Source organism: Xanthomonas sp. 1678, from assembly GCF_031455575.1.
Taxonomy (GTDB): domain Bacteria; phylum Pseudomonadota; class Gammaproteobacteria; order Xanthomonadales; family Xanthomonadaceae; genus Xanthomonas_A.
The window spans coordinates 269,942-286,411 of sequence record NZ_JAVDSZ010000004.1; the positions used below are offsets into that span (position 1 = coordinate 269,942).

The 16,470-nt window shown below is 70.1% G+C and carries 14 protein-coding genes; 13 read left to right on the top strand and 1 reads right to left on the bottom strand.

The window, feature by feature from the left end; all coding sequences use genetic code 11:
• Window positions 1-346: 346 nt before the first annotated feature.
• Window positions 347-1,135, bottom strand: a complete 789-nt coding sequence (locus tag J2Y70_RS10350; RefSeq protein ID WP_309916869.1) for an NRDE family protein — start codon at window positions 1,133-1,135, stop codon at window positions 347-349.
• A gap of 373 nt (window positions 1,136-1,508) precedes the next feature.
• On the opposite strand from J2Y70_RS10350, the gene J2Y70_RS10355 reads away from it, so the two are divergent.
• From J2Y70_RS10355 to ftsA, 13 genes are all read left to right on the top strand, one after another.
• Window positions 1,509-1,910, top strand: coding sequence for a division/cell wall cluster transcriptional repressor MraZ (locus J2Y70_RS10355; RefSeq protein WP_255424114.1), 402 nt, complete (start codon window positions 1,509-1,511; stop codon window positions 1,908-1,910).
• Window positions 1,911-1,924: 14 nt separating this feature from the next.
• Window positions 1,925-2,974 (top strand): 16S rRNA (cytosine(1402)-N(4))-methyltransferase RsmH, encoded by a 1,050-nt coding sequence (rsmH, locus tag J2Y70_RS10360; RefSeq protein WP_263398391.1) that lies wholly within the window; start codon window positions 1,925-1,927, stop codon window positions 2,972-2,974.
• Entirely contained in the window at window positions 2,971-3,234 is a 264-nt protein-coding gene (ftsL, locus tag J2Y70_RS10365) for a cell division protein FtsL (protein WP_263397271.1), read from the top strand. The genes rsmH and ftsL overlap by 4 nt, the downstream gene beginning before the upstream one ends.
• Window positions 3,231-5,102, top strand: a complete 1,872-nt coding sequence (locus J2Y70_RS10370) for a penicillin-binding protein 2 (RefSeq protein ID WP_309916873.1) — start codon at window positions 3,231-3,233, stop codon at window positions 5,100-5,102. Before ftsL ends, J2Y70_RS10370 begins: the two co-directional genes overlap by 4 nt.
• Entirely contained in the window at window positions 5,099-6,595 is a 1,497-nt protein-coding gene (locus J2Y70_RS10375) for a UDP-N-acetylmuramoyl-L-alanyl-D-glutamate--2,6-diaminopimelate ligase (protein ID WP_309916878.1), read from the top strand. The genes J2Y70_RS10370 and J2Y70_RS10375 overlap by 4 nt, the downstream gene beginning before the upstream one ends.
• Window positions 6,592-8,166, top strand: a complete 1,575-nt coding sequence (murF, locus tag J2Y70_RS10380; protein ID WP_309916881.1) for a UDP-N-acetylmuramoyl-tripeptide--D-alanyl-D-alanine ligase — start codon at window positions 6,592-6,594, stop codon at window positions 8,164-8,166. The genes J2Y70_RS10375 and murF overlap by 4 nt, the downstream gene beginning before the upstream one ends.
• Window positions 8,156-9,241, top strand: coding sequence for a phospho-N-acetylmuramoyl-pentapeptide-transferase (gene mraY / locus J2Y70_RS10385; RefSeq protein ID WP_263397275.1), 1,086 nt, complete (start codon window positions 8,156-8,158; stop codon window positions 9,239-9,241). The genes murF and mraY overlap by 11 nt, the downstream gene beginning before the upstream one ends.
• The gene (ftsW, locus tag J2Y70_RS10390; RefSeq protein WP_263397276.1) at window positions 9,241-10,563 is read left to right on the top strand and encodes a putative lipid II flippase FtsW; all 1,323 of its coding nucleotides are present in this window, start codon (window positions 9,241-9,243) and stop codon (window positions 10,561-10,563) included. Before mraY ends, ftsW begins: the two co-directional genes overlap by 1 nt.
• Window positions 10,560-11,861, top strand: coding sequence for an undecaprenyldiphospho-muramoylpentapeptide beta-N-acetylglucosaminyltransferase (gene murG / locus J2Y70_RS10395; RefSeq protein WP_309916886.1), 1,302 nt, complete (start codon window positions 10,560-10,562; stop codon window positions 11,859-11,861). Before ftsW ends, murG begins: the two co-directional genes overlap by 4 nt.
• Window positions 11,858-13,294, top strand: coding sequence for a UDP-N-acetylmuramate--L-alanine ligase (gene murC / locus J2Y70_RS10400; RefSeq protein WP_309916889.1), 1,437 nt, complete (start codon window positions 11,858-11,860; stop codon window positions 13,292-13,294). Before murG ends, murC begins: the two co-directional genes overlap by 4 nt.
• Window positions 13,291-14,250 carry a D-alanine--D-alanine ligase gene (locus J2Y70_RS10405; protein ID WP_263397279.1) on the top strand — a complete coding sequence of 320 codons (960 nt, stop codon included), beginning with the start codon at window positions 13,291-13,293 and terminating at the stop codon, window positions 14,248-14,250. Before murC ends, J2Y70_RS10405 begins: the two co-directional genes overlap by 4 nt.
• A gap of 127 nt (window positions 14,251-14,377) precedes the next feature.
• On the top strand, window positions 14,378-15,208 hold the full coding sequence (locus J2Y70_RS10410) for a cell division protein FtsQ/DivIB (RefSeq protein WP_309916893.1): 831 nt from the start codon (window positions 14,378-14,380) through the stop codon (window positions 15,206-15,208).
• Entirely contained in the window at window positions 15,205-16,440 is a 1,236-nt protein-coding gene (gene ftsA, locus J2Y70_RS10415) for a cell division protein FtsA (protein WP_003465508.1), read from the top strand. Before J2Y70_RS10410 ends, ftsA begins: the two co-directional genes overlap by 4 nt.
• The last annotated feature ends 30 nt before the right edge of the window (window positions 16,441-16,470 follow it).

The window sequence follows — 16,470 nt, forward strand, 5'->3', positions numbered from 1 at the left end:
CCCTTGGCCTGCCAAATCCCCGCGGCTTCGCCGCGCCCGCTTTACTAAAGGGGGCTTTGCTCCAGATGCACGGCGGGCTCTGCCCAGATCGCTCTGCTCAGATGTAGCCGCGCGTGCTGCCGCTGTGGTTCTTCCGGCTGCCGTGGCTGCCGTGGCTGCCAAGCTGGCTCAACTGTTGTGGGAGGGACTTCAGTCCCGACTGCAGGGCCGATCCGCCGGTGGGCGTTGCTTACGCGGATGCGGCAGCCTTGCTGGCCTGCGCCGCGCGCATTTGTGGCATCTGTGCTGCGAGCCTTGACCGGAGATCTGTAGCAGATGGAAGCGCGTTTCGCTTTTGCTGTTGCTCTTACCGGGTCCCGAGTCCCGAGCCCCCAGTCCCGATCCCTTCAAGCCTCGTCTCCCCCAGGAACACTCCGTCCGCACCGAAGCGGCGCTCGTGGATCCAGCCGTATTCGTCGCCGTCCACCGCCACGATGGTGCTGGCGCGGGTGCCGTATTCGTGGCCGCGGATGAAGGCCGGCGACAGGCGCCGCTCCAGTTCCAGGCCCACGCCGGTGTCGGGCAGCTGCGCGTCGGCGGCGATGGTCTCGTCGGCCAGCGCTCGCCATAGCGGGGCCAGGTCCTCGTCGCCGGCGGCGATCCAGTCGGCCACGGCGTCGCACAGGCGCGCGGTCTTCGGCCAGGGCGCGTCCAGCGCGCCGTTGGACATGCCGTGGATGCCGGGCGCCAGGCGCTGCCGGGCCGGCGGGTGGTTGCCGATGTATTCGGCGCCGTCGGCATCGGCCAGCAGCAGATTGAACGGCGGGTAGGCGTCGGCGCGCAGCGCCAGGGCGACGGCGAAGGCGGCCGCCGGGTCGGCACCGGCCAGATAGTCGGCGACCAGGGCGCCACGCGAGGCGCCGGACATCGATGCCAGCGGATCGCGCACGTTGGTGACCACCGTGCAGCGGCCGGCGTCGTCCAGGCCCACCCAGCTGCCGCCCGAACGCAGGTCGCGTCCGGCCAGCACGCGTTGTGCCGGAGCCGCCCAGCGCTGCAGCGGGGCGGTCGGGCGGGCATGGAATTCGTCGCGGTTGCCGACCAGCAGCAGGCGCCAGCGCGGGTGCGAGCGGAGGGCGAGGGCGACCAGGCACATAGGCCGCCGATTGTGCGCCTTTGCGCAGTGGCGCGCGAGCCTGCCGGCCGCCGGCACGGCAGCCGACCGCCGTCTTAACGCCTTGTGCACAGGGCTGAATTTTCCCCCAATCTCAAAATATGAGACGAAACAGCAACTTGTGGATAAGCTTTGAACAAGTCTCTAAAGAATGGCGCAAGCCATTGATGTGGCTGGCGATTTATCGGTCGCAAAGTTGTTGACAACCTTTCGCGCGCTGCTAAGGTGGGCACCTGAGGGAAAACCGGGTTTTTTGTGGTTTTTCGTGGTTCAATGACCGCCCAGGCGGATTTGGAAAGGTGTAGGCGTCGTGTTTCAGGGCGAGACCGCAATCACAGTGGACGACAAGGGGCGTATGGCGGTTCCCACCGCGTACCGCGACCTCGTCGTGCGCGCGAGCGGCAATCGGCTGGTGCTGACCTACAACCCGTTCGAGGCCGGATGCCTGTGGCTGTACGCGGAAAAGGAATGGGAGCGGGTCCGTGACGACGTCATGGCCAAGCCCAACACCCAGCGCGTGGTGCGGATCCTGCAGCAGAAGCTGGTCGGTTCCTCGGCCGCGCTGGAGCTGGACGCCAACAGCCGCATCACCATCCCGCCGAGCCATCGCGCCGCGGTGGGCATCGAAAAGCGCGCCGTGCTGTTGGGCATGGGCGACAAGTTCGAACTATGGAGCGAGCAGGCTCATCGCGCACTGATCCAGCAGACATTGTCTGATGAGGATCTGGGCGATGGATTGCTCGATCTGAAGTTGTGAGCCGGGGTGTCCGGATGCGCGGACAGGCGCAGGCCGGTCACCTTCCGGTGTCGCAACCGCCGGCGGCGCATGTGCCGGTGTTGTTCGCGCAGGTCATGGACGGGCTGCAGGTGATCGAAGACGGAATCTATCTGGATGGCACGTTCGGGCGTGGCGGACACGCGCGCGGGGTGCTGCACAAACTCGGCCCGGGAGGCCGGCTGCTGGTGATGGACAAGGATCCCGAGGCGATCGCCGAAGCCGAACATGCGTTCGGTGGCGACGCGCGGGTGAGCATCCGTCGCGGCAGCTTCGCCGAACTGGGGCAGTGGGACGCCGCCGCCGACCTGGACGGAGTGCTGTTCGACCTGGGCGTGTCCTCCCCGCAGCTGGACGTGGCCGAGCGCGGTTTCTCGTTCGGCAAGGACGGCCCGCTGGACATGCGCATGGACCCGGACGCCGGCGAGAGCGCCGCGCAGTGGCTGGCGCGCGCCGACGAACGCGCCATCGCCGACGTGCTGTGGACCTACGGCGACGAACGCCAGAGCCGGCGCATCGCCCGCGCGATCGTGGCGCGCCGCGCCGAGCAGCCGCTGACCCGCACCGCGCAGCTGGCCGAGCTGATCGCCAGCGTGATGCCGCGCGGCGACAGCAAGACCCACCCGGCCACGCGCAGCTTCCAGGCGATCCGCATCCACATCAACCGCGAACTGGCCGACCTCGAAGCCGGGCTGGACGCGGCGCTGGCCAAGCTCAAGCCGGGCGGCCGGCTGGCGGTGATCAGCTTCCATTCGCTGGAAGACCGCATCGTCAAGCAGTTCATGAACCGCCACGCCAAGGCCCCGCCGAGCAACCGCCGCCTGCCCGAAGCGCAGGCGTTCGTGCCGACCCTGCAACTGCATGGCGGCGCGATCAAGGCCGATGCCGACGAACTGGCCGGCAACCCGCGGGCGCGCAGTGCGGTGTTGCGGGTGGCTGAGAAGCTGGGATTGGGGATTGGGGATTCGGGATTGGAAGAGCGCTCTTCCCGAATCTCCAATGCCCAATCCCCAATCCCGGCGTCTCCGCCAGGAGACGCCCAATGAGCCGGCTGCTGCTCGTCGTGTTGCTCGCCTGCACCATCGCCTCGGCGATCGGGGTGGTGTACATGCGCCATCGCCATCGCCAGCTGTTCGTCGAGCTGTCCCGGCTGGAGCACAACCGCGACGAGCTGAACATCGAGTTCGGCCGGCTGCAGTTGGAGCAGGCGACCTGGGCGGAAAGCAATCGCGTCGATCAGGTCGCGCGCGAGCGGCTGGGCATGAAGTTCCCGGAAACCGGCGACATCGTGGTGGTGCGGCCATGAGCAAGACCGGCCGCAACCGCCCGCGCAGCAACTTCAATCTCCGTGGCCGGCTGGTGCTGGTCGGTGCGGCGCTGAGCCTGTGCTCGGTCACGCTGATCGGCCGCGCCGCCTACGTGCAGATCATCAACAGCGATTTCTACCAGCGCCAGGGCGAGGCGCGCTACCTGCGCGAGCTGCCGATCGCGACCTCGCGCGGCATGATCACCGACCGCAACGGCGAGCCGCTGGCGGTGTCCACGCCGGTGGAGTCGATCTGGGTCAATCCGCAGGAACTGCTGCGCAATCCCGACCGCATTCCGCAGCTGGCGCGGGCGCTGGAACTGCCCAGCGACGAGCTGGCCGCCAAGCTGTCGCAGAAGTCGGACAAGGAGTTCATGTACCTCAAGCGCCGGATCAATCCGGACAAGGCGCATGCGGTGGTCGCGCTGGGCATCCCCGGCGTGTTCTCGCAGCGCGAGTTCCGCCGCTTCTACCCGCAGGGCGAAGCGATGGCGCACGTGCTCGGCTTCACCAACATCGACGACCGCGGCCAGGAAGGGCTGGAGCTGGCGTTCGACGAATGGCTGCGCGGCAAGCCCGGCTCCAAGCGCGTGATCCGCGACCGCAAGGGCGCGATCGTGGAGAGCATCGACCTGGTCAAGCCGGCCGAGCCGGGCAAGGACCTGACCCTGAGCATCGATCGCCGCATCCAGTTCCTGGCCTACAAGCAGCTGCGCAACGCGCTGGAAGAGAACAAGGCGGCCGCCGGCTCGATCGTGATCGTGGACGTGAAGAGCGGCGAAGTGCTGGCGATGGTCAACCTGCCGACCTACAACCCGAATGCGGTCAGCGGGGTCAATTCCGATGCGCGCCGCAACCGCGCGGTCACCGACCTGGTCGAGCCGGGTTCGACGATGAAGCCGCTGACGGTGGCGACCGCGTTGCAGGCAGGGGTGGTGACGCCCAATACCATCATCGATACCAACCCGGGGTTCATGACCCTGGGCCGTTACACCATCCGCGACGTGCCGCGCAACAACGGCGTGCTCAACGTCACCGGCGTGATCACCCGCAGCTCCAACATCGGCGCGGCCAAGATCGTCGCCAAGCTGGACGACCAGGCGTTCTACAAGTCGGTGCGCAATTTCGGCTACGGCACGGCGCCGCACAGCGGCTTCCCCGGCGAATCGGCCGGCGTGGTGTCGCATCCGGGCAGCCGCAGCTGGTACGGCACCACCAAGACCACCATGTCCTACGGCTATGGCCTGTCGGTGACGCCGCTGCAGATCGCCACCGCCTACACCGCGCTGGGCAACGGCGGCAAGTTGATGCAGCCGACCTTCGTCAAGGGCCAGCACCAGGAACCGCGCGAAGTGATCAGCCCGGAAGTGGCGCGGGAAGTGGTGGCGATGATGGAAACCGTGGTGACCCAGGGCGGCGCCAAGGGCGCGGCGATCCTCGGCTACCACGTCGCCGGCAAGACCGGCACCGCGCGCCTCAACGGGCCGGGCGGCTATATCCGCGGCCACTACAACGCGCTGTTCGCCGGCCTGGTGCCGGCGACCAATCCGCGCTTCGCCACGGTCATCGTGATCAACGACCCGCAGGGCGCCAAGTACTACGGCGGCCTGGTCTCGGCGCCGGTGTTCCACAACGTGATGGAAGGGGCGCTGCGGCTGATGGACGTGCCGCCGGACGACATCCAGGCGTGGCTGGCGGCGCAGGCCGCCGGCAAGAGCGGCCATGCGCCGCCACCGCCGCCGGTGGAGCCGGATCCGGCCCTGGTGCCCGACGCCGCCACCGAGGTGGAAGCGGCGCTGCCCAGCGCGCGTGCCGTCGCGCCGCCGCCGGCCGCACAGCCGGTGCCGTTGCAGGAGACCCGCCAGTGAGCCGCGCGCTGCCGCTGTCGCACCTGCTGCCGGATCTGGCGCTGGCGCGCGACGTGCAGGTGTCCGGGCTGGTCATGGACAGCCGTGCGGTGCGCCCCGGCGATGCCTTCGTGGCGATCGCCGGGTTCGGCGCGCACGGGCTGGGCTTCGTCGCGCAGGCGCAGGCCAATGGCGCCGCGGCGATCCTGTTCGAACCGCCGGCCCCGGCCGAGTTGCCGGCGCCTGCCGACGCGATCGCGGTGCCGGGCCTGCGCGCGCGCATGGGCGCGATGGCCGACCAGTTCCACGGCCATCCGTCGCAGACGATGACCATGGTCGGGGTCACCGGCACCAACGGCAAGACCTCCACCGTGCAGCTGTTGGCGCAGGCCTGGCAGAGCCTGGGCACGCGCAGCGGCAGCATCGGCACGCTCGGCGTCGGCCTGTACGGCGACGTGGTGCCGACCGGTTTCACCACGCCGCTGGTGCTGCAGACGCATGCGTTGCTGGCGCAGCTGCGCGACGCCGGCGCGCAGGCGGTGGCGATGGAAGTGAGCTCGCACGCGCTGGACCAGGGCCGCGTGGATGCGGTGCACTTCGACGTGGCGGTGTTCACCAATCTCACCCGCGATCATCTCGACTACCACGGCGACATGGCCGGCTACGGCGCGGCCAAGGCGCGCCTGTTCGCCACGCCGGGGCTGAAGGCGGCGGTGGTCAACCTCGACGACGCGTTCGGTCGCGAGTTGCTGGCGACGCTGGACCCGGAACTGCGCCGCATCGGCGTCAGCTCGCGCGGCCAGGCCGGCGCCACGCTGCGCGCCGAGGCGCTGCGCCTGGACGCGCGTGGCATCGGCTTCGACCTGCTGGTCGGCGACGCGCGGCATCCGGTGCAGTCGGCGCTGCTGGGCCGTTTCAACGTGGACAACCTGCTGGCGGTGGCCGGCGCGCTGCATGCGCAGGACGTGGCGCCGGCGCGCATCGCCGCGACGCTGTCGCAGCTGCAGCCGATCCGCGGGCGCATGAACCGCCTCGGCGGCAGCGCGGCGCAGCCGCTGCTGGTGATCGACTACGCGCATACCCCGGACGCGCTGGAGCAGGCGCTGGAGAGCCTGCGCGGCCACGTGCACGGCCGCCTGCTGTGCGTGTTCGGCTGCGGCGGCGAGCGCGACACCGGCAAGCGCCCGCAGATGGCGGCGATCGCGCAGCGCCTGGCCGACGTGGTGATCGTCACCGACGACAACCCGCGTGGCGAGGACGGCGACCGCATCGTCGCCGACATCCTGGCCGGCTTCACCGACCTGCAGGCGGTGCGTGTGCAGCGTGACCGCGCCCAGGCCATCGCCCAGGCCGTGGCCGAAGCCGGTCCCGACGACATCGTGCTGATCGCCGGCAAGGGGCACGAGCCGTACCAGGAAATCGCCGGCATCCAGCATCCGTTCGACGACACCAAGATTGCCGCGCAGGCGCTGCAGGCGCGCGCCGCCGCTCCGGCCATGGAGCGTGCACGATGAAGCGCCTGCCGCTGTCGATGCTCGCGCACTGGGCCGGCGCCGAACTGCACGGCGACGACGTGGCGATCGACGCGATCGCCCACGACACCCGCACGCTGGCGCCGGGCAGCCTGTACGTGGCGCTGCGCGGCGAGCGTTTCGACGGCCACGACTTCGTCGCCGACGCCGCCGCGCGCGGCGCCAGCGCGCTGCTGGTGCAGGCGCTGCAGCCGCAGGTCGAACTGCCGCAGATCCTGGTCGCCGACACCCAGCTGGCGCTGGCGCGGATCGCCGCCGGCATGCAGCGCGGCCGCGCCACGCGCGTGGCCGCGATCACCGGCAGCAACGGCAAGACCAGCGTCAAGGCGCTGCTGCTGGCGATCCTGCAGCACGCCTGCCGGGTGAACGGCGGCAGCGTCTACGCCAACCCCGGCAACCGCAACAACGAGATCGGCCTGCCGCTGGCGGTGATCGAGGCGCCGGACGCGGCCGACTACGCGATCTACGAGATGGGCGCCGGCAAGCCGGGCGACATCGCCTACCTGACCGACATCGTCGCTCCGCACGCGGCGCTGGTGAACAACATCGCCCCGGCGCACCTGGAACGCATGGGCAGCCTGCTCGGCGTGGCCGAGACCAAGGGCGCGATCTACGCCGCGCTGCCGCCCGACGGCACCGCGGTGATCAATGCCGACGATGCGTTCGGGCTGTGGTTCGAACAGCGCCTGCCGGCGCCGCTGACCCCGCGCGTGCTGCGCTTCGGCCTGCAGGCCAGCGCCGAGGTCACCGCCACGCGGCTGCGCGTGGGCGCGGACCGCTCGCAGTTCGTGCTGGTCACCCCGCACGGCGAGGTCGACGCGACGCTGCCGCTGCCCGGTCGCCACAACCTGATGAACGCCTTGGCCGCCGCGTCGCTGGCGCTGGCGCTGGACATCGCGCCGGCCATGATCGCCGCGGGCCTGGCGCAGGTGCAGCCGGTGCCGGGCCGGCAGATCGCGCACACGCTGCCCGGCGGCGCGGTGCTGATCGACGACAGCTACAACGCCAATCCCGGCTCGCTGGCCGCGGCGATCGACGCATTGGCCGCGGCCGGCGGCGAGCGTTGGCTGGTGCTGGGCGACATGCGCGAACTCGGCGACGGCGCCGAGGCGCTGCACGCCCGCGGCGGCCGCCGCGCCCGCCACGCCGGCCTGACCCGCCTGTACGCACTGGGCCCGCTGAGCGCGGTCGCCGCGCAGGCCTTCGGCGAGAACGGACGCGTGTTCGACAGCCATGCGGCGTTGATCGCGGCGTTGCGTGCGGATCTTCGCGCAGCCGGGACTCGGGACTCGGGACTCGGGACTCGGGAAAAGCAGGATCAAGAGCAGGAAACAGAGCAGGAAACAGAGCAAATGCATGAGAGCACCGGTGCGGCGTCCGCTGGCGTTGCGCCCCTCCGAGTCCCGAGTCCCGAGTCCCGAGTCCCGGCTTCACTGAGTCCCGAGTCCCGAGTCCCGGCCACCATCCTCGTCAAAGGCTCCCGCGGCAGCGCTATGGACAAGATCGTGAGCGCGCTGCTGGCGCAGGGTGAGGAGACGCCGCATGCTGCTTGAACTGTCCCGCTGGCTGCAGCAGCTGGAGAGCCTGTTCGGGCTGTTCGGTTACCTCACGTTCCGCGGCATCCTGGCGGCGCTGACCTCGCTGTTCCTGTCGCTGTGGCTGGGCCCGGCGGTGATCCGCAGATTGGCGCAGTTCAAGGGCGGCCAGCCGATCCGCAAGGACGGCCCGCAGACCCACTTCTCCAAGGCCGGCACGCCGACCATGGGCGGCTCGCTGATCCTGCTCACCGTGCTGCTGTCGGTGCTGCTGTGGGGCGACCTGCGCAACCGCTACGTGTGGCTGGTGCTGGCGGTGATGCTGGCGTTCGGCGTGATCGGCTGGTACGACGACTGGATCAAGATCGTGCGCCGCGACCCGAACGGGCTGAAGTCGCGCTGGAAGTATCTGCTGCAGTCGATCTTCGGCCTGGCCGCCGGCCTGTTCCTGTACTACACCGCCGACGTGCCGGCCGCGATCACCTTCTACATCCCGATGTTCAAGTCGATCGCGCTGCCGCTGGCCGGAATCAGCTTCGTCGCCATCGCCTACTTCTGGATCGTCGGCTTCTCCAATGCGGTCAACCTGACCGACGGCCTGGACGGGCTGGCGATCATGCCCACGGTGCTGGTGGCCTGCGCGCTGGGCGTGTTCGCCTACGCCTCGGGCAACGCGGTGTTCTCGGCCTATCTGAAGATCCCGTCGATTCCCGGTGCCGGCGAACTGATCATCATCTGCGCGGCGATCGCCGGCGCGGGGCTGGGTTTCCTGTGGTTCAACACCTACCCGGCGATGGTGTTCATGGGCGACATCGGCGCGCTGGCGCTGGGCGCGGTGCTCGGCACCATCGCGGTGATCGTGCGCCAGGAACTGGTGCTGGTGATCATGGGCGGCGTGTTCGTGATCGAGACGCTGTCGGTGATGATCCAGGTCGCCTCGTTCAAGCTCACCGGCAAGCGCGTGTTCCGCATGGCGCCGATCCACCACCACTTCGAGCTGAAGGGCTGGCCCGAGCCGCGGGTGATCGTGCGCTTCTGGATCATCTCGGTGGTGCTGGTGCTGGTCGGCCTGGCCACGTTGAAGGTGCGCTGATGAACGACAGCACGCGCCAGGCGACCCGACTGGAGGCCATCGGCGGCCGCTACGACCCGTGGCTGCTCGGCGCCGTGGTGGCGCTGGCCTCGCTGGGCGTGGTGATGGTCGGCTCCAGCTCGATCGAGCTGACGGTCAGCCCGTTCTACTACCTGACCCGGCATCTGCTATTCCTGGCCGGCGGCATCGGCCTGGCGATCTGGACCATGCGCACCGAGCTGAAGAACATCGAGCAGTACAACCAGCTGCTGCTGCTGGCCTGCTTCGGCCTGCTGATCGTGGTGTTCGTGCCCGGGCTGGGCAGCAGCGTCAACGGCGCGCGGCGCTGGATCAACCTGGGCATCTCCAAGTTCCAGACCGTGGAAGCGGTCAAGGTGCTGTACATCGTGTGGCTGTCCAGCTACTTGGTGCGCTTCCGCGACGAGGTCAACGCGACCTGGCCGGCGATGCTCAAGCCGCTGGGCGTGGCGGTGGCGCTGGTCGGCCTGCTGCTGATGCAGCCGGACTTCGGTTCCTCCACGCTGCTGCTGGCGATCACCGCCGGCATGCTGGTGCTGGGCGGGGTCAACCTGCCGCGCATGTCGATGCCGATCGTGATCGGGCTGCCGGTGTTCGCCTTCATCGCGATCCTGGAACCGTACCGCCTGCGCCGCATCACCTCGTTCCTGGACCCGTGGGCCGACCAGCTCGGCTCCGGCTACCAGCTGTCCAACGCGCTGATGGCGGTGGGCCGCGGCGAACTGTTCGGGGTCGGCCTGGGCGGCTCGGTGCAGAAGCTCAACTACCTGCCCGAAGCGCATACCGATTTCATCTTCTCGGTGATCGCCGAGGAACTGGGCTTCACCGGCGTGTGCCTGATCATCGCGCTGTACGCGCTGCTGGTCGGCCGCGCGTTCTGGCTGGGCATGCGCTGCGTGGAGATGAAGCGCCACTTCTCCGGCTACATCGCCTTCGGCATCGGCCTGTGGATCAGCCTGCAGAGCTTCGTCTCGGTCGGCGTCAACCTGGGCATCCTGCCGACCAAGGGCCTGACCCTGCCGCTGATCTCCGCCGGCGGTTCCAGCGTGCTGATGACCTGCGTGGCGATGGGCCTGCTGCTGCGCGTGTCCTACGAGCTCGATCGCGCCGAACGCCAGGTGGCGAAGGTGCGCAGCGATGCGGCGCCGCCGGTCAGGCAGACCGTGGACAGCGCCGAGGACCTGCAGGCCGCACGCGAGGCCAGCGCCAGCGCGGTGGCCGCGGCGATCCAGGCCGGCACCCCGGCGCGCGGCACCAGCCGCATGCAGCCGCGGGTCGAGCCGACCTTCGGGAGGCTGGGATGAGTGCGTCCGTACCGATGACCAGCACCGCTATGACCGACGCTGCGTCGCGCCCGGTGATGATCCTGGCCGGCGGTACCGGCGGGCACATCTTCCCGGCGCTGGCGGTGGCCAAGGTGCTGCGCGCGCGCGGCGTGCCAGTGGTGTGGCTGGGCGCGGCCGGGCGCATGGAAACGCAACTGGTGCCGCAGCACGGCATCGAGATCGACACCATCGAGATCGGCGGCCTGCGCGGCAAGGGCGCGCTGGCGCTGTTCGGCGCGCCGCTGCGGGTCATGCGCGCGATCCGCGCCGCCGGCTTCGTGCTGCGCCGGCGGATGCCGCGCGCGGTGGTCAGCTTCGGCGGCTTCGCGGCCGGCCCGGGCGGCATCGCCGCGCGCCTGCTGAAACTGCCGTTGCTGGTGCACGAACAGAACCGCGCCCCGGGCCTGACCAACAAAGTGCTGTCGCGCGTCGCGCGTCGCGTGCTGACCGGGTTCCCGGGCAGCTTCGCCGCGCGCGAGGAAGCGGTGGGCAACCCGGTGCGCGCCGAGATCGCCGCGCTGGCGCCGCCGGCGCAGCGCCTGGCCGCGCGCGACGGCGCGGTGCGGCTGCTGGTGCTCGGCGGCAGCCAAGGCGCGCGTGCGCTGAACCAGGCGCTGCCGCGCGCACTGGCCGCGCTCGGTGCGCAGGTCGAGGTGCGCCACCAGTGCGGCGAAAAACTGCGCGACGAAGCGGCCCAGGCCTATGCCGACGCCGGCGTCGCCGCCAGCGTCGAAGCCTTCATCGGCGACATGGCCGCGGCCTACGCCTGGGCCGACCTGATCGTATGCCGCGCCGGCGCCTCGACCCTGGCCGAACTGTGCGCGGTCGGCATCGGCAGCGTATTGGTGCCGTTCGCCGCCGCGGTCGACGACCACCAGACCCGCAACGCCGAATACCTGGTCGAACGCGGCGCCGCGGTGTTGCTGAAGCAGGACGACGCCCTGGCGACCAACCTGCAGGGCGTGCTGCGCGACCTGCTCGGCAACCCCGCACGTCGCCTGTCCATGGCCGACGCCGCGCGCAGCCTGGCCAAGCCGGATGCGGCCGAGCGGATCGCGGACATCATTTTGGAAGAAGCCGGGACCGGGGACCGGGGACCGGGGACCCGTAGCGGGACCAGGGACCAGGGACCGGGGACCGGCGACAAGCAAGATCAACAGCAGAAGCCTATGCACACAGACAATCTCCACGGCCAGGCGCGCAGCGCCGCCGCTCCGCTTTTTCCGGGTCCCCGGTCCCCGGTCCCCGGTCCCGCCGCGAACGGAGTTCGCGCATGATCCGCCGTCTCCACGACACCGGCGATCTGGTCCGCGCGTTCCCGCGCGTGCACTTCGTCGGCATCGGTGGCACCGGCATGAGCGGCATCGCCGAGGTCATGCTGACCCTGGGTTACGAGGTCTCCGGTTCGGACAACGCCGACAACGCGGCAACGCGGCGCCTGGTCAAGCTCGGCGCGCGGGTGATGCGCGGGCATTCGGCGGCCAACGTGCTCGGCACCGACTGCGTGGTCGTGTCCAGCGCGATCCGCGACGACAACCCGGAGCTGATGGAGGCGCGCAGCCAGCGCATCCCGATCATGCCGCGTGCGGCGATGCTGGCCGAGCTGATGCGCTTCCGCCGCGGCATCGCGGTGGCCGGCACCCACGGCAAGACCACCACCACCAGCCTGGCCGCGGCGGTGCTCAGCGAAGGCGGGCTGGATCCGACCTTCGTCATCGGCGGCCAGCTGCTCGCCGCCGGCGCCAACGCCAAACTCGGCGGCGGCCAGTGGCTGGTGGCCGAGGCCGACGAGAGCGACGGCAGCTTCCTGCGCCTGAATCCGCTGATTTCGGTGATCACCAACATCGACGCCGATCACCTGGAGAACTACGGCAACGATTTCGCCCGCGTGCAGGCCGCGTTCGCCGAATTCCTGCAGCGCCTGCCGTTCTACGGGCTGGCGGTGCTGTGCATCGACGATCCGGAAGTGGCCGCGCTGGCCGCCAAGACCCCGCGCCACGTGATGAGCTACGGGCTCAGCGAGAACGCCGACGTGCGCGCCGAGGACGTGGTCCAGCACGGTCCGCACATGCGCTTCACCCTGCGCCTGCCGGAAGGCAGCAGCACGCCGGTGACGCTGGCCCTGCCGGGCCGCCACAACGTGCTCAACGCGCTGGCCGCCGCTGCGATCGGCTGGCAGCTGGGCGTGGCGCCCGAGGCGATCGCCAGCGCGCTGCAGAGCTTCGCCGGCATCGGCCGCCGCTTCAACGACCTGGGCGAAGTGGTCACCGCCAGCGGCGCACGCGTGCGCCTGGTCGACGATTACGGCCACCATCCGCGCGAGTTGGCCGCGGTGTTCGCCGCCGCGCGCGGCGGCTGGCCGGACAAGCGCCTGGTGGTCGCGTTCCAGCCGCACCGCTACAGCCGGACCCGCGACCAGTTCGATGCCTTCGCCGCGGTGCTGTCGGAAGTGGACGCGCTGGTGCTCAGCGAAGTCTATCCGGCCGGCGAGACGCCGATTCCCGGCGCCGACGCGCGCTCGCTGGCGCGTGCGATCCGTGCGCGCGGCCGCAGCGAGCCGGTGGTGGTCGGCCAGGTCGCCGAACTGAGCGACGTGCTGCCGGACGTGCTGCAGGACGGCGATCTGCTGCTGATGATGGGCGCCGGCGACATCGGCTACGTCGCCCAGCACATCGCCCAGGACGGTTTCGCCGCGGGGGTGAAGGCATGAGCGCGCCGACCTTCGCGCCGCCGCGCCACACCGACCCGGCCGTGTTCGGCCGCGTCGCGGTGCTGCTCGGCGGCACCTCCAGCGAACGCGAGGTGTCGCTGGACTCCGGCCGCAACGTGCTTGAGGCGCTGCGCGCGCGCGGCGTCGACGCGGTCGCGGTGGACGGCATCCCGGCGCTGGCGCAGGCGCTGGTGGAGAAGCGCTTCGACCGCGTGTTCAACGTGTTGCACGGCCACAATGGTGGCGGCGAAGACGGCATCGTGCAGGGCTTGATGGACGCCTTCGGTGTGCCGTACACCGGCTCGCCGGTGCTCGGCTCGGCGCTGAGCATGGACAAAGTGCGCACCAAGCAGGTGTGGCTGTCGCTGGGCCTGCCGACACCGCGCTACGTGCGCCTGGCGGCGACCGCGCAGGCCGACGCGATCCACGCGGCGGCGGCGCAGATCGGCCTGCCGGTGATCGTCAAGCCGGCCAACGAAGGCTCCAGCGTCGGCGTGACCCGCGTGTTCGAGCCGGCGCAGCTGGACGAGGCGGTGGCATTGGCCGCGCGCTACGACGGCGAGCTGCTCATGGAGCAGATGATCGTCGGCGACGAACTGACCGTGGCGATCCTCGGCGACACCGCACTGCCGTCGATCCGCATCGTGCCCAAGGGCCAGTGGTACGACTACCACGCCAAGTACGTGGCCGAGGACACCCAGTACCTGTGCCCGGGCCTGGACGGCGAAGACGAGCGCGCGCTCGGCGAACTGGCGCTGGCCGCGTTCCGCGCCGCCGGCTGCCGCGGCTGGGGCCGCGTGGACGTGATGCGCGACGGCGCCAGCGGCGCCTTCGCACTGCTGGAAGCCAACACCGCACCCGGCATGACCAGTCACTCGCTGGTGCCCAAGGCCGCGCGCCAGGCCGGCATCGGCTTCGAGGAACTGGTGTGGCGGGTGTTGGAGCAGACGCTGTGAAGCCGGGATTCGGGATTGGGGATTGGGGATTCGCACAGCGGCAGCGTCGCGCTGTCGGTGCGCCCTGCTGCGCGCTTTGCGCGAATCCCGAATGCCGAATCCCGAATCCCGCGGCACGGAGTGCTGCATGAGCACCCTCCTGCGCATCCTAGCCTGGGTGCTGGCGCTGGCGTTGGTCGCGCTGCCGGTGGTGGCGGTGCTCAACGGCTGGGTCGGCGCCGAGCGCTGGCCGCTGAGCCGGCTGCAGGTCAGCGGTGATTTCAAGCGGGTGCCGGCCGAGCAGCTGCGCCAGGTGGTGTTGCCGTACGCGCGCCGCGGTTTCTTCGCGGTGCGCCTGCAGGACGCACAGGACGCGATCGAGCGGCTGCCGTGGGTGGAGAGCGCGCGGGTACGCAAGCGTTGGCCGGATGTGCTGGAAGTGCGGGTCACCGAGCACCGTCCGTTCGCGCGCTGGGGTACCGATCGCATGCTGTCCGAGCAGGGCCGCATCTTCGCGCTGCCGAGCGAACTGCGCGGCATGGCGCTGCCGCAGCTGGCCGGGCCGGACGCCAAGGCGCAGGACGTGGTCGCGCTGTACAACGAATCGCGCGCGCTGTTCGCGCCGGCCGGGCTGCCGGTCAATGGCGTGGCGATGGACGCGCGCGGCAGCTGGTCGCTGCAGCTGGGCGAGGACGTGCAGATCGTGGTCGGCCGCGACGACGCCCGCACGCGCCTGGCGCGCTTCGCCCGCGTGCTGCCGCAGCTGATCACGCCGGAGCAGGCGCCGATCGCGCGCGCCGACCTGCGCTACACCAATGGGTTCACGGTCGAAAGGCGGGGATTGGAGATTCGAGATTCGGGATCGGGAAAGAAACCGGCTTCGCAACGCTCCGCTTCCGCCGATCTGCCACGCATCCCAAGCCAGCCTGCCTTCACCAATCTCAACTCCCGAATCTCAAATCCCGGCTCCAAGACATGAACCGCAAAGGCGACAAATCCCTCATCGTTGGACTGGACATCGGCACCTCCAAGGTCGTCGCGCTGGTCGGCGAGTATTCGCCCGGCAACCCGATCGAGGTGATCGGCATCGGTTCGCACGAATCGCGCGGGCTCAAGCGCGGCGTGGTGGTGGACATCGAATCCACCGTGCAGTCGATCCAGCGCGCGGTCGAGGAAGCCGAGCTGATGGCCGGCTGCGAGATCCGCTCGGTGTACGCGTCGATCTCCGGCAACCACGTGCAGTGCAAGAACTCGCCCGGCATCGTGCCGATCCGCGACGGCGAAGTGACCTGGAACGACCTGGACCGGGTGCTGGAAGCGGCCAAGGCGGTGGCGATACCGGCCGACCAGCGCATCCTGCACGCGATCCCGCGCGAGTACGTGCTGGACGATTCGCAGGAAGGCATCCGCAACCCGGTCGGCATGACCGGCGTGCGCCTGGAGGTGCACGCGCACCTGGTGGTGTGCGCGCAGTCGGCCGCGGCCAACATCAGCAAGTGCGTGCAGCGCTGCGGCCTGCAGGTGGACGACCTGATCCTGTCCTCGCTGGCGTCCTCGGTCGCGGTGCTGACCGCCGACGAGCGCGAGCTGGGCGTGGTGCTGGTCGACATGGGCGCCGGCACCACCGACCTGGCGGTGTTCGTGCAGGGCGCGATCTGCCACACCGCCTCGCTGCCGATCGCCGGCGACCACGTCACCAACGACATCGCGCACATGCTGCGCACGCCGACCCCGGAAGCCGAGCAGATCAAGGTGCGCTACGCCTGCGCGCTGGCGCAGCTGGCCACCGCCGAGGAAAGCATCCAGGTGCCGAGCGTCGGCGACCGCCCGCCGCGGCGCATGCCGCGCCACTCGCTGGCGCAGGCGGTGCAGGGCCGCTACGAAGAGATCTTCGAGATGGTGCAGGCCGAACTGCGCCGCTCCGGTTTCGAGGAGCTGGTGCGCGCCGGCATGGTGCTGACCGGCGGCGCCTCGAAGATGGAAGGCGTGGTCGAACTGGCCGAGGAAATGGTGCAGATGCCGGTCCGCGTGGGCATTCCGCAGCACGTCACCGGCCTGGGTGAAGTGGTCGGCAACCCGGTGCACGCCACCGGCGTGGGCCTGCTGCTGATGGGCAGCCAGATCGAACACCCGCGGCGCCCGTCGCTGCCGACCGGGCGCGCCGGCAGCCTGTTCAAGAAATTGAAGAATTGGTATCGCGGCGAGTTTTGAAAGCCGGGACTCGGGACCCGGGACTCGGGA